The sequence below is a fragment of the Murimonas intestini genome (assembly GCF_024622195.1).
GTDB lineage: Bacteria > Bacillota > Clostridia > Lachnospirales > Lachnospiraceae > Murimonas > Murimonas intestini.
On record NZ_JANKBI010000010.1, the window covers coordinates 162,363 to 176,950 of the forward strand.

Here is a 14,588-nt window from a genome sequence, read left to right on the forward strand (position 1 = left end):
CTCATCTGCTTATATCTCTGTGCTCAATCTTGACCCCGTATTCCTTCTGTCCATTCAGACATTCATAGAGCTTGTTCGCCAGAGTCACTGAACGGTGCTTACCGCCTGTACAGCCTATACTAATCACCAGCTGGTTCTTTCCCTCCAGCACATAGTTGGGTATCAAAAACTCTACCATATCAGTCAGCTTACTTAAGAATGTCTTTGTAAGGTCAAAACCCATCACATAGTCCTGAACTTCCCTGTCATTTCCCGTTTTACTGCGCAGAGCATCGATATAAAACGGGTTGGGCAGGAATCTCACATCAAATACTAAATCAGAATCACTTGGAATCCCATACTTAAATCCGAAAGAAAGGACAGTAATCACAAGATTCTTAAACTCTTCATTTTTTACAAATATCTTATCCAGCTCCACATTCAGTTCTCTTGTGAGCAGCTGGCTTGTATCAATAATATAATCTGCATGCTTTTTCAGAAAGGCAAGCTTCTTCCTTTCCTGGGCGATTCCCTGGTCCACCCTGCCCGCCTTGGCCAGCGGGTGGCTCCTCCTTGTCTCCTTGTACCTCTTAACCAGCACCTCATCTGAGGCATCCAGAAACAGGATCTCATGCTTGATCCCTGTCAAAGTCATCTTCTCCAGGATTTTTTCCATCTCGCTTAAAGCAACGCCGCTTCTGATATCTACACCCATGGCAGCTTTTTCAATCTCGTTCCCCGGAGTGCATGCCAGATGGGCAAATTTCTCCAGAAGAGGAATCGGAAGATTGTCTACGCAAAAATAGCCCATATCTTCCAGCATCTTCAGCGTTGTACTTTTCCCTGCTCCTGACATACCTGTCACAATGACAAATCTCATTTGAATTCTCCCAACATCTTCACTTCCGGCTCAAGCGTAATCCCCGAGTGCTCCCTGACTCTGCGGACCACCTCCGCCATAAGCTCTCTGACATCTGAAGCCGCAGCATCTCCTCTGTTTATCACAAAACCGCAGTGCTTTTCAGACACCTGCGCATCTCCCACTGAAAATCCGGCAAGTCCAGCTTCCATAATAAGCTTTCCGGCAAAATTTCCTTCGGGCCTCTTAAAAGTACTGCCCGCACTGGCAAATTCCAGGGGCTGTTTTGAAACTCTTTTTTCCTTCAGTTCATCCATCCTCTGACGGATCTTCAATTTATCTCCGGGCGCCAGGGCTATCACAGCCTCCAGTGCAATATAATTTTTCTTTGCCACAGCGCTGGTCCTGTATCCTAAGTCCAGCTCATCCCTGCCGAGAACAATAACTTCTCCCTCCTGGCTCAGGACTGTGACTTCCTCCAGGACATCTTTCATCTCACCGCCATAGGCTCCTGCATTCATCACGACTGCCCCTCCCAGAGTACCCGGGATGCCCGCCGCAAATTCAAAACCTGTAAGCCCGTATTCCAAAGCTTTCGCTGCTATCCTGGACAAAAGGGCTCCCGATCTGGCCCTGATCATATTTTCCTCCAATGTGATATCGCTGAAATTCTTCAGCAGCTGGATGACCGTTCCCCGGTATCCTTTATCTCCAACCAGAAGATTACTTCCATTTCCAAGGATGTAGTATTCCTCACCGCCTGCCCTGCAGGCACTGATCACCTGCATAAGCTCCTCTCTGCTGTGTGGTATGATATAATAATCAGCAGGTCCGCCGATCCTGAACGTTGTATGTTTTTTCATCGGTTCATCGATATATGCGTTGTCACTTCCTACTATACTGCAGAACTGATTCCATAAATCCTGATTCACTGACTTTCCCCAATCTAAATTATTTTAAAGACTGCTAAAAACACAGCCCTTCTTTTTCTTAAAGATATGCCTTATTAATAATACAATAGAAGTCTTTTTTATTCAAGCATCTTTTTTGCCAGTGGCAATACTGCCGTAACAGTTCAGACGGCTGCTGAATGGCAGACGGCTGAACTGTTACATATTGCCTGTTCACCGTTGCTGTTTATGGCTCTGCTTTAAAGCAATGCCGGGAATATTCACTAATTTATGGCATAAGTATGCTGGTATCAGCGTACTTGCAAATACAAGAGGCACAATCACAAAATACCAGCCCAGCTTATCAGGTATAAACGCCACCTTCTGGTTGAACTGCTTATAGATGATCTGGTCAGCTATCCATGACAGCAGATATATGCTCAGTGAGCAGGCGCTGACAACAAAAAATATCTTCTTTACCAGCCAGTTATGTATCTCTATCCGATAGAGCATCAAAAATACCAGGACAGCTATCCCCACTGTGGGAAGCGCTCCATATCCCGAGGGAAAATTCCAGTTGAATTTATTCTTATCAGTTACTGTCATAAAGCTGACAGCTGCCTGTCCAAAAGAGAGGGCCGCAATTCCCAGGGCACACTTCCACTTGGCCGGCTTTAACCTGAATTCAGCCAGATAGCAGCCGATAAAGTAATATGTAAATGGATAGAGTCTCGGCCACCATGCAGGAAGATATGAATGCTCATAATTAATGATCCCCGGAAGCGCTGTGATGAACAGCATAGAAAGTAAAAGTATCTGCTTATGCTTTTTAGGTACTTCCGGCCCTCCGTAAGCCTTATTCAGAAACGGTATCAGCAGGAAAAGCCCTGTATACATAGAGACATACCAGGAATACGGCGCTGCCGAGAAATCCAGGATAGAATAGATCCATCCCGCAAAATCCAGTTCCTTGTCCTGGCAGACTGTTTTAAACAGATTACACAGGATGCAAGCCATCAGATATTCTCCCAGGATTCTGAATATCTTCATATAATATGCCTTATCCGGTTTTTTCCTGTTCATCAGGAAACCCGACAATATTAAAAACAGAGGCACACATGAGTAGAACAGCCACCTCATGGCTGTCATCAGAAACATGTTTACGCCTTCCAGCTCCTGGCTGTAATACCCATTATTATAGAAAAAATGCACAGATACAACAAAAAAAACTGCCGCGCTTCTGACAATGTCAAGGCCCGCGCTCCTGCCTGCATCTTTGCTTTTCACTCTGCCTTTTGTTCCGTTCTTTTGTTCACTCATGATCATCTGCTCCCCTTATCCAGTATACCGCTCTCTCTGACAGCCTGTACGGCCTTTTCCATCTCCTCAGCAGGCAGCACAAGCGCAAACCTGACATATCCCTCGCCCAGGCTTCCAAAGCTGCTTCCCGGCACGCAGATGACTCCTGAACGCTCCATCAGTTCCAGAGTAAATTTTTCGGAATTCTCATAACCTTCCGGCAGCGGCGCCCACACAAACATTGTACCCTGGCTGTCCGGAACTTCCCAGCCAATATCCCTCAGGCCCCGGCAGAGTGCATGGTTCCTTTTCTCATACTCCTCCCGCTGCATCCTGACAGCATCCTTCGGCCCTCTGAGGGCTGCAATGGCGGCATACTGCACTGGCAGAAAGACCCCGTAGTCAAACTGGGTGCGCAGATCCCTGAATGTCCTGACGATCTCCTTATTGCCCACCACGAAAGAGATCCTGGCGCCTGTCAGATTATACGATTTAGAGAGTGAGTAGAATTCTACCCCCACCTCCTTGGCCCCTTCATGTGCCAAAAAAGAGCCGCCGGTTCTGCCGCCGTACACAATATCAGAATATGCGTTATCATGCAGGATCACAATCTCATATTCCCTGGCAAATGATATCAGCTCTTTATAGAAGCTGTCCGGCGCTGTCACACACACAGGATTCAGCGGATAGGAGACTATCATAAACTTAGCAGCCCTGGCCGTCTCCTCAGGTATTTCTGACAGCCTGGGCAGATAACCATTCTCCCTGTAAAGGGGATACGGCACCGTTTTGGCCCCGCACAGCAGAGGACCGGCAGAAAATATGGGATATCCCGGATCCGGTACAAGGACAATATCTCCCGGATCACACAGCGCCCAGGCAAAATGGGCCATTCCCTCCTGGGAGCCGTTGACAGACATGATTTCTTCTCTGTCCAGGCTCACGCCAAAGCGCTCCATATAAAAATCTGATACTGCATCCAGAAGCTCCCTTTTATCTTTCAGGGCGTATTTATAATTTTCAGGGTCTGAGGACGCCTTTGTAAGGGCCTCCATCACATGGGGCGCAGGTTTAAAATCAGGCGTCCCCACAGAAAGATTGTATATTTTCATTCCTTTATTCAGGAGTTCCTCTTTCCTTTCATTCAATACCGCAAAAATGCCGGCCTGAAACATTTGTGTTTTCTCTGAAAACTTAATCTGCATTGTTCTTTCCTTTCCAGACAGGTCCTGCCTGATTCGTTACTGTTCACTCCGACCAGTAACCCTGATTCTGCCTTTTACAGCCGAGGGGATGCTGCCTTCCCGGCAGCACCCCCTTATATTCCCATGCCCGGACAGTCCGGCAGTCAGCCGGCACTGCCGTCGGGGCAGCAGGTTCATCTCTTTTCTAATCAGCCGTTTCTGCGTGCAAGCTGTTTCTACGGGCAAGCTTTCTTTCCAGTATTCCACTGGCCATATAAAGAGCTACGCACAGGAACGTGAGGATACTTCCCTCCCACAGCCCTGGAGCTGTATATTCCATAGAAATCGTGTGGACTCCGGCATCCAGATCTACACCCATGAGAGCTTCACCTACACGGTAAGCCTCCGTTCTATGTCCGTCAACAAGTATCTTCCAGCCTGTGTCATATGGGATCGTAAGCATAAGCGTCCCCGCCTTCTTCACATCCACAGTGCCTTTTACGCTGCCGTCAGATATCTGCGTATCCTCCAGCTGGCTCTCTGCAAGAGCGCTGCGCACATTTTCATAGGCGTCATTGTCACAGTAATAGAGCCTTGCTTCTACAGGCCCCTTCTGGCTTTCCTTCAGCGTACAGGTGATGGTTGCCATCTCCTCAGTGTCATAACATCCCAGATCATAGAGATGATCATTATATGTCTCATATTTTTTATCATATTCCGGAGTGACTACCTGCAGCTTCTCTATCTTGGTGCCCAGATCAATATAGACCTGTTTTCCCGCCGGAAGAGTCACATTATAGCTTTTGCCGTCCTCCATCTTGATAGTACTTATCTCTGTGTAGATAGGGCCGTTCCCTGTAGCCAGAAAAACAAACTGGTTCTGTACATTCAGGGGCTCCTCCTGATCTATATCCCAATTCCTGATATTGGAGTTGACCATAAAGCCTATAGATAAAGCATTTGTATTTTCATACAGGGCCAGCGGATCTTCAAAATCGATCTGAGGCATCTGGTAGAGTGTCTGTCCGTTTGTCTTAGACACCACGTATTTCACTCCAAAGACATCATTCATCAGCTTAGTAAAGCCGTTATATCCGTTTTTATTCGTCCTTGCCTCAATGCCCAGGGCATCGCAGAAGTTTGTAGTGGCTTCCGGCATCGTAGAGGAAAACAGAACCACCCCATTTGCCCCAAGGAACATATTCTCATTGCGCATCCTTGTGCTGTCAATCTCACTCCTGAAGAAGGTATCATCACCTTTCCTGGCCATGAGCTTTTCATATGCCTTCTGCTCATTCAGGTAGGTGCTTCTGCCCACAGTTCCATTGCAGCAGACACCGTAGATCCCATAAGCAGCCATCTCTGCCACAGTCACGCCCAGTATGACATTGCGGAATAATTTTTTCTTATTCCTCACCAGTCTGTATACAAGCAGAAGGACCATGTAGACCACTATCAGTATGCCTGTAATGATGTAGGCATATGTCTTCTGTTCCCCGTAACCAGTCAGGCCGCAGAATGCCGTAAAGCCTAATGGGACCAGGCAGGAAAACACGATTTTCACCGGATGCAGCTCCCTGACATCTGAGAGAGTGTCAAACCCGATCGAAAGCAGCATGATGATATACAGGAAAGCAAACCTGTTGGGCAGCCCGTTCTGGGTATGGAAACCATGCCAGATAAAGTTGAGCACATTTAAATCAAAGCTCAGATATAAAAATGCACAGAGCAGGCCCTTTGCTATCCTCTCACGCTTAGTCCTCTTATTATCCAGCAGATAGAGAACCATGAAGATCAGCGTCAGCGTTCCGCAGAAAGCATTCAGCCCCTCCTGTGTATCCGCGATATTGATAGGCTCCACAAACGCAAACTGTCCTGTCATCTGAGAGAGGCCGCCTGCATAAAACTTTATTGTGGACGGAAAATTATTCCCCACCACGGATTCTGTAGTCCCAAGTCCCAGATAAGCAGGCAGCAGCACGATCGCAGCCATGCCTCCTGCAAGAAGAGCGTACCAGCCGAAGGTCAGACAGGATCTGAATATCCTTTTCACTCCCGCTTCTTTTGCGCTTACCCACTGTACAAGGAAGTAGAGGCAGGAGAACAGGCACAGCATGAACCCAATATAATAATTGCAGAACAGCCCGTAGAAAAGGGCAAGGCAAAACAGTCTCCCGCTCTTTCCTTTCACAATGCGCTCTATTCCCATCATAATGAGGGGAACCATTGCAATACTGTCCAGCCACATCAGATTAAAATAATATCCGATCATGAAGCTTGACAGTGCAAACATAGTACCGAACATTACCGGCAGATAATTTTTCCCTCTGTTCCTCACAGACAGATACCAGGAGAAAATACCGCCGCAGGCTCCGATCTTCAGCACGATAAAAAGAGCCATCACATCCATCATATTTTCCTTAGGGAAAAGCGTAATCAGGAAATTGAAGGGACTTGCCAGGTAATAGGCATATGTCGCCCAGAAATTATATCCAAGGCCGCCTCCAAAAGAATACAGCAACGACTCACTGTTGGCCAGCTTGTCGTGGAAGTCTGTAAAAAACGGCAGGTACTGGTGCAGGGAGTCTATGATCAGGACTCCATGATCCCCCAGCGGGAACACCCTGTTGACCATGAATGCGATAACCATAACGACTGCAGGTATGGAAAATCCCCAAATACAGCAGCGCTTTGTCACACGCCTTCTTCTGCTCTCCTGGGCCGATATCTCCGTCACCAGATCTTTTTCTTTGAATATGTACATTTTGCTGAAAATATAGTTGAGCACGAGAACAACCACCTGGATCACCAGCTTGGCCACCATGTCATGAATGCCCCATACACAGCTGAGCAATATGACACCGAATACTTCGATGAACATGGTGCTGAGCCTCATACCGATAAACTGCGCACATTCCTTCGCCAGTTCCTTAAAACCATGTGTCCTGCTCTCAAATACAAAAAGCTTGTTCACCACATAGGCAAAAATGATGGACAGTCCGATAGCCATGAAATTTGCAATCGTAATGTCAATTCCCGCGACATAACGCAGGCTCGCGTATGCCCCCAGGTTTACAAGAGTCGTGCATCCTCCGAAAAAGATATATCTGAACGCCCTTGTCTGATACAGTTTCTTTATAAATTCAATCATACTCCTCATCCTAATCTTCAATTAATCCACAATAGTATACCTTTCTTTTTTGCATAAATCAATCAGTTATTCCTTAACTCTTTCTGAAGCCAGAAAGAGTACAATATCTTCTCCTTTACCTTCTTCCCTGTCATCCGCTCCAGCGCCGCCGCATAATAATCCAGCTGGACTTTGTACTTTTCACAGAGGTTCTGCTCCCCCCCATACGGCACATAATCTGTCTTATAATCCACAAGCACGATTTTTTCTTCCTCATAGAAAAAGGCATCTATGATTCCCTGTACCAGAATCTGCTCTTCGCTGTCCCATTCAGGATTTGCCTGGTGTGCATCTATTCCCAGGATAAACTGCTGTTCTCTGAAAAGTTTCCCTTCTCTGGAAGCCGATGCCATCCTTTTGCCCAGGGAACAACCCATAAACCTGTCCAGCCTCCGGGCGTCCACAGCCCCCGCCTCATCAGCCGTCAGCCTGCCGCTGCGTATCATTTCCTGTATCTGTTCCTCTGCGCCCTCTATCTCAAAGTCCAGATTTTCCAGGATCTTGTGATAGACAGTTCCTCTGGCAGCGCCGCTGACCTCCTCCTGTGCCTGCATAAACTTTGGTATGAGCGGCGCTGCCTGTGGTTCCTCATAATGCCGCACTGAGGATATCTCATCTGCCGCATCCGCTGCCTGGCTCTGCTTTTTCAGTTCAGAGACTGTGATCTTTGTGTGGATTCCCGCATTCTTCTCATATGGATATACTGCCTCCAGCCTGCCTGCTATCCTGTCCCGTGCTTCTGCGTCATACACCTCCCGGACATTCCAGTCAAGCAGCTCCTCCTTTGAGAAGACGCTCTCCAACTGCTGCCTGGCTTCCGCCATCACAAGTTCCCCCGGCAGTACCGCCCTGACCTGCAGATCCAGCGGTTTTTCACTGCTGATATCCCTGTGCGCCATGATCCCATACTGCTCCAGAAGTCTCACAGACCTTCCGTGTCTTAAAAAGGCGGGCATGACCCAGTCCAGATAACTTGATGCCCCTGCCAGCGCGGAAAATGACAGCCTCTCTTCTCTTCTTAAACCCTGCTGGCTCCATTTCTTCAGCCTGTCTTCCAGTTTTTCCGCCGCCCCGGTCAGGATGAGCTTCTCTTTAGCCCTTGTCAGAGCCACATATAATACTCTCAGCTCCTCCCCCAGATTCTCATTGGCAGTCTGCCGCTGTATCACTTTTTTCAGCAGGGTGGGAACACGAAGCCTGTGGTCCGGATCTGTATAATCACAGCCCGCCCCCAGATCAGGGTGCAGCACGAGTTTGCTCCTTGTATCCTGCTGGTTGAATTTCTTTCCCATACCTGCCGCAAACACCACGGGATACTCCAGGCCTTTGCTCTTATGGATACTCACGATCCGGACAGTGTCATCTGCCTCTCCTTCACTGCTGGCCTCTCCATAATCCACATCATACTTCTTCAGGTTCTCTATGTAGCGTATAAAATTAAACAGTCCCCTGTAGCTGGTAGATTCAAATGCCATCGCTTTCTCCACCAGCATATTCAGATTAGCGCTTCTCTGGTCCCCGCCCGGCATGGCAGAGACAAATCTCCCGTACCCTGTCTTCTCCAGCACATCCCACAAAAGCTCATGCATAGGTGTATACGGTACTTCTTCCCTGAAGCTCTCCAGCATTTCTAAAAAAGCTGCCAGCTTACTTCCCGTCTCATCCTGCTTTTTGCTGTATGACATACACGCCTCATAAAAGGAAAGCTCCCTAAACTCACTCTTTATCACAGCCAGTTCCCTGGCGCTCATATTCCCCACAGGTGAGGACAGTACGGCCGCCATGGGTATGTCCTGGCGCGGATTGTCAATGATCTTCAGCATAGCAAGTACTGTCTGCACCTCAACGGCTGAAAAGTAGCCTGTCCTGGAGCCTGTATAAGCGGGGATTCCCATGCTCATCAGTATCTGCGCAAAAGAATCTCCCCAGCCGGATATGGTCCTCAGCAGAATAACTATATCCCTGAAGCACGCTTTGCGGTATTTTCCTGTCTTCTTATCCAGTACCTCTTCTTTTCCGACTATCTCAAGGATGCGTCTGCCTATCATCCTGGCTTCCATCTCTCTGGCCGTCTCGCCTGATTCCTCCACGACCTCCTGCTCCTGTGTAAGATCCAGCAGAAGCAGCTCGATCCTGCCGCTCTCCTCTGCATCCGGGAAAGATGCGCCCGCGTAGAGCGCTGCATCATCATTATAATCCACATTGCCCAGAGCCTTATCCATGATCTGGTAAAATACATAATTGATCCCGTCCAGCACCTGGCTGCGGCTTCTGAAATTTTTATGCAGGTCTATCCTCTGAAATGGCCCGTCCTCCAGTGTATAAGTATCATACTTCTCCATAAACAGCTCCGGCCTTGCCAGCCTGAACCGGTAGATACTCTGCTTCACGTCCCCTACCATGAAAATATTATTTTTCCCCTGATACTTTTTAGACACACTTGTCAGTATCAGCTCCTGGACAAGATTGCTGTCCTGGTATTCATCTATGAGGATCTCCTCATAGCGTTCAGCCAGTTCTCTGGCCGCGTCTCTCTGTACGATCTCCCCGTCTTTCTCTTCTACCAGTATCTGCAGGGCAAAATGTTCCATATCCCCGAAGTCTACCAGATTCTTATCACGCTTTTTCTCTGCATACCGTTTTGAAAACTCTCCCGCAAGACGCAGAAGCTCCCGTACCGCCGGGGCAGATGACTGCATATCTGTGAGCAGCTGGTCAGGAGAATCATAAAAATACTGTTCCATTATGGCCGAAACCGTCTTCTTGACCTGCTCACGCATATTTTTCACCTGCTCTTTTGCCTCATCTGAGACATTCACATCCCTCTTGGCAGAAAGGCGCGCGAATTTTCCTGCATTTTTAAATGCCGACGCATATTCCAGATACGACCTGCACTCCAGCAGCCCTTCTATCATCTTCTTATCAGACAGCAGCGCCTCCTCATACATGTATGGCCCATCTTCCTGCAGGCACAGCCTGAGAGCTTCCTCAGTCTGTTCCCTGGCATCCTCCAGAAGGCTGTTCACATTCTTCACCAGCAGCTTCATCCACTCTGCCCTGTCAAGCTCCTCCAGACTGCGGATCTCATATGCCTTTTCACATTCCCCGTACCATTTAAGGGGCCAGGGATAGCTCATGGAAAACTCATGGAGCTTCAGTATCAGGTCTTCCAGCTCTCTGTCGTTCTTGCCCGTGGCATAGCATTCCACGCAATGGGCAAACTCCCCGTCCTGGCTGCTGTAAGCCTCCTCAAGCAGCTCCTGGGCCACATCTTTTTTCAGAAGCTTTAATTCCCCCTCCTCACCGACTCTGTAGCCCGGGTCCACGTCTATCACATGGAAATAGCTCTTCAGCACATACTGGCAGAAGCTGTCAATCGTGGTGATCTGGGCGTTATTCAGCAAGGTAAGCTGTCTCTGCAGATACTCATCCTCAGGGTCCTCTTCCAGGCGCTTGTCCAGTGCGTCACGTATCCTCTCCTTCATCTCACCCGCCGCCGCCTTTGTAAAGGTGACGATCAGCAGCTTATCAATGTCCACGGGACGGCGTTCATCCGTCACCATGGACAGGATACGCTCCACCAGGACTGCTGTCTTTCCTGAACCGGCTGCTGCTGAGACAAGGATATTCCTGTTCCTAAGCTCTATAACTTTTTTCTGCTCTTCTGTCCATGTCATCCCCATTTCAGACTTCCTCCCCGATTCTCTTCCATATCTCTTCCGGCTTATATTCCTTCAGCCTGCGCACTCTTGTACCCGGGATCTTCTTGTCAAATCCGCATACCTCCTGATAAGGGCAGTAATCACAGCCTGTCTTGTCACGCCGCTCATAGGGGGCCGCCTCGATTTCTCCCTCCAGTATCCTTCTGCCCAGATCCCGCATCTTTTCATTGACAAATCCTGACAGCTTTTTGAACTGTCCGGCATCCGCAGCGCTGGAATATCTGGACAGGCTTCCATCCTTATTATAAGATACAGGGATCACTTTTGAATCTTTGCCCATTCCCTGATCCATACTCTCCACCACCTCCGGGTCCTGGTTCACCAGACCGGAAAGCCTTAGTTTCTTAAGTATCTTCTCATTAATTATCTCAGGAGTCTCCCCTCCCTCCCGGTCCAGCATAGGGTCATTCATCCTGTAATAGAAAATGCCCGCCGGGATGATCTCCTTACCGGGATGCACGCGTTCTTCCAGTTCCACAGCCGCATTCAGATACACGACCAGCTGAAGCTGCAGTCCATAGTAGAGCGCCACCATATCAAAATCTGTATTTCCTGATTTATAATCTATTACCTTTACATAGATACGGTCTTCCTCCACACATGTGTCGACTCTGTCTATCCTGCCGCGCAGGCGCATCTTTTCATCATCTGTCAGAGCTATATTGACAGCCTCCAGGTCATCCACCACTGCAAACGACACCTCGTAATTGGCAGGTATAAAACGTCCCGCCCTGATCTGTTCCTGAAGTGCCCAGATGGTCCGCCTCATAATGCGCTTCATCCGCCCGATCATGTATTCATTTCTGGCGCTGCTGTGCAGAACCTTGCTGCCGTATTCCTCAGTGACCTCATCTGCACATTCTTCCAGAAGGCTGTCACGGAAATCATCCGGCATATCAAACCAGGTGTACTCACTTCTCTCCAGTTTTCTAGAAAAGACCTCTATGATTTTATGGAACACATTTCCCATATCCACAGGCTCAAATGAATATTCCTCCCGCTCCGAAAGTCCCAGCCCATACTTCAGGAAATGGGAATATGCGCATGCCGCAAACTGCTCCAGTCTGGTGACGCTGTTCTCCAGAACACTCCCGTAGAGCGCCCTTGCCACAGCTTTCCCAAGTCCTTCCTCAGATCTTGTATAAAATGCGGCCTCCACCAGCTTCTCCACCTCAGCCCTGTAATCCTCCCTGCTGAAATACCAGCTGTACAGTTCTTCAAAAGCAGGTTCCCGCTTGAACTGTTCCAGATGCTTCAGACCGTCCGCCAAATACTGCATGCCATTTTCAGGTGATTCCAGTCTGCCTATAAATCCGTCATATTCGTCCTCGTCATGCACCACAAGTGACGGAAACATCCTTCTGACCATTGATATCAGGTAGGAGGGGCGCATGGCCTGCCCATCCATCTTACTCTTTCCGTAGGACAGATAGAGACGCCTGGACGGCTTTGTCAGATTTAAATACAGGTAGAAACGCTGGATATATCCGTCTTCTCTTGCAGTGGGGGCCAGCTCTACTTTACACTCAGCCAGACTCTCCCTGTCCACATCAGAGAGGATACCGCTCCTCCCCCCTGCCTTTGGCACCCATCCATCATTCAGCCCCAGAAATATCAGCGCTTTAATGTCCGTCAGCCTTGTTCTCTCAATATCTCCTACCATGACACGGTCCGCTGTGGGAGGAATGATTCCGATCTTTGCCTCCTCAAATCCTGCTTCCAGTATCTGTGTATATTCGCGGATGTTCATCTCCTCACTGCCCAGCAGTTCCACCATTTTATCCAGCAGCTCCATTGTGATGCCATAGATCTGGCTGTATTCTTTAGCCTTATCCATCTCACCCCTTGCTGTGAATCCCTCCTCAAGTGCCAGGAGCTTCTCCTGAATACCGTAGGAAGTGATCAGATGATACAGGGCCTTTGTCAGCTCTTCTGCTGAGGACCTCCTTTTTATGCTCTCGGCAAAGGGCTCAAGATGCTCCATGATCCTTATCCTGAGATTTTCATATTCTGCAAGTTCTTCCTCTTTTATATGCTTTCCTGTCTTCACGAAGGGGTTTTTCCACTGCTTTGCCCCCTTTATCCCCGCTGCCAGCACATAATTCTCCAGCTTATCCACATCTTCAGATGTAATATCACACATACCTGTGCGGAGACAGCGGAACATGCTCTCATAGGAAAAGTTTCTGGATGTGATCTCCAGAGCGGCCCTGATAAACTCTATAAACGGGTTAAGCAGAACAGTTTTCGTATTATCAATAAAGCAGGGAATCTGATACTGTTCAAATATTTTTTCCAGATAACTGCTGTAGGACTCCATATCCCCCACAATGACAGCCATATCCTGGTACCGCCATCCCTTTTTCCTCACCAGGTCCTTTATGGTCCGGGCAGCAAAATGTGACTCTTCTGCCGCATTTGCCGCTGTGTGTATGGAAACAGAAAGTTCTTCCCCTTCTGCCGGGATATAAGATCTTTTATTATACCTGAAAAGATTCTGCTCCAGAAACGCCAGCTGGGGAGCTTCTGCAAATCTGGGCATTGTCTCCGTCCCTGAACCCAAAAGCACAGGGGTCTCAATCTCTGCCCCTGCCTCCTTCGCAAGCCCTATGAGGGCATGCACTGTCTTCTTGCTCAGATAGAAAAGCCTGTGGATCTTTCCCACACTCTGGTAGTTTTCCCGTGCATCCATGGCAATGCTCACCATCACCTTCTCAGACAGCCCAAGGAGCTTTTTCATCACCTTATTCTGTATCGGCGTAAAGCCGGTAAATCCATCAAAGGCAAATATGCCTTCCTTTACAAGTGAGGAATGATCCAGCACCTCATAAAGAACCTCCAGAACCTCCTCGGCTGTAATGTACTGCTGCCTGAGCCTGCTTCTGAATCCCTCATAGAGCACACGGATATCTCTCAGCTTGTAATAGAGCTGAGGCCTTTCCTCTGCAAAACGAAGCATTTCCTCAAGCTGCTCTTCCTCCACATCATACTGGGTAAATTCCGATATCACAGACTTCACTTCAGTGATATAACCCAGCTTATCCAGCTTCCCTTTCAAAGTGACCAGCTCACTTTGTTTTTCCATTGCCACTCTGCGCAGGAGCAGGTTTTTTCCTGTATCATCCAGTACAGTCCTCCTGTCCGCCCCTACTTCCTCAAAGACACGGTATGCCAGCCTCTTAAAGCTGAGCACGTCAATATTCATGATCCCATGCTTTGGATGCAGACCCACGATCTCCTTCTGAGTCTGCATGGTAAACTGTTCAGGAACCACCACCAAAAAATTCTTCTCCGGATGAGCGAGGGATTCCTCAATAATTTTCTCATATAAATAACGGGATTTACCGCTTCCCGAATTTCCCAGTATCAGCTGTAATGACATATTTTTTCTCCATAGTTCCCTGGAAAGCCGCATCAACAGTTTCAATATAACACTAAAAGGACAGGCGTAAGCCTGTCCTAAAT

At 48.3% G+C, this 14,588-nt stretch carries 7 protein-coding genes; all 7 read right to left on the bottom strand.

Annotation, left to right across the window (positions count from 1 at the left end; all coding sequences use genetic code 11):
* Position 1: 1 nt before the first annotated feature.
* Positions 2–859, bottom strand: a complete 858-nt coding sequence (gene rapZ / locus NSB28_RS15065) for an RNase adapter RapZ (RefSeq protein ID WP_109747174.1) — start codon at positions 857–859, stop codon at positions 2–4.
* Positions 856–1,770 (bottom strand): UDP-N-acetylmuramate dehydrogenase, encoded by a 915-nt coding sequence (murB, locus tag NSB28_RS15070; protein ID WP_109747173.1) that lies wholly within the window; start codon positions 1,768–1,770, stop codon positions 856–858. The genes rapZ and murB overlap by 4 nt, the downstream gene beginning before the upstream one ends.
* A gap of 192 nt (positions 1,771–1,962) precedes the next feature.
* Positions 1,963–3,048 (bottom strand): acyltransferase, encoded by a 1,086-nt coding sequence (locus tag NSB28_RS15075; protein ID WP_257497843.1) that lies wholly within the window; start codon positions 3,046–3,048, stop codon positions 1,963–1,965.
* A gap of 2 nt (positions 3,049–3,050) precedes the next feature.
* Positions 3,051–4,232 carry an aminotransferase class I/II-fold pyridoxal phosphate-dependent enzyme gene (locus NSB28_RS15080; protein ID WP_109747171.1) on the bottom strand — a complete coding sequence of 394 codons (1,182 nt, stop codon included), beginning with the start codon at positions 4,230–4,232 and terminating at the stop codon, positions 3,051–3,053.
* A gap of 184 nt (positions 4,233–4,416) precedes the next feature.
* Positions 4,417–7,362 carry a GtrA family protein gene (locus NSB28_RS15085; protein WP_257497842.1) on the bottom strand — a complete coding sequence of 982 codons (2,946 nt, stop codon included), beginning with the start codon at positions 7,360–7,362 and terminating at the stop codon, positions 4,417–4,419.
* A gap of 62 nt (positions 7,363–7,424) precedes the next feature.
* Positions 7,425–11,084, bottom strand: a complete 3,660-nt coding sequence (addA, locus tag NSB28_RS15090; RefSeq protein WP_109747169.1) for a helicase-exonuclease AddAB subunit AddA — start codon at positions 11,082–11,084, stop codon at positions 7,425–7,427.
* A 1-nt stretch (position 11,085) separates the two neighbouring features.
* Positions 11,086–14,505, bottom strand: a complete 3,420-nt coding sequence (gene addB, locus NSB28_RS15095) for a helicase-exonuclease AddAB subunit AddB (protein ID WP_109747168.1) — start codon at positions 14,503–14,505, stop codon at positions 11,086–11,088.
* Positions 14,506–14,588 lie beyond the last annotated feature (83 nt).

Coding starts and splice junctions, on each gene's coding strand:
- rapZ (WP_109747174.1), bottom strand. CDS start 859: ATGAGATTTGTCATTGTGACAGGTATGTCAGGAGCAGGGAAAAGTACA.
- addB (WP_109747168.1), bottom strand. CDS start 14,505: ATGTCATTACAGCTGATACTGGGAAATTCGGGAAGCGGTAAATCCCGT.
- NSB28_RS15075 (WP_257497843.1), bottom strand. CDS start 3,048: ATGAGTGAACAAAAGAACGGAACAAAAGGCAGAGTGAAAAGCAAAGAT.
- NSB28_RS15085 (WP_257497842.1), bottom strand. CDS start 7,362: ATGATTGAATTTATAAAGAAACTGTATCAGACAAGGGCGTTCAGATAT.
- NSB28_RS15080 (WP_109747171.1), bottom strand. CDS start 4,232: ATGCAGATTAAGTTTTCAGAGAAAACACAAATGTTTCAGGCCGGCATT.
- addA (WP_109747169.1), bottom strand. CDS start 11,084: ATGGGGATGACATGGACAGAAGAGCAGAAAAAAGTTATAGAGCTTAGG.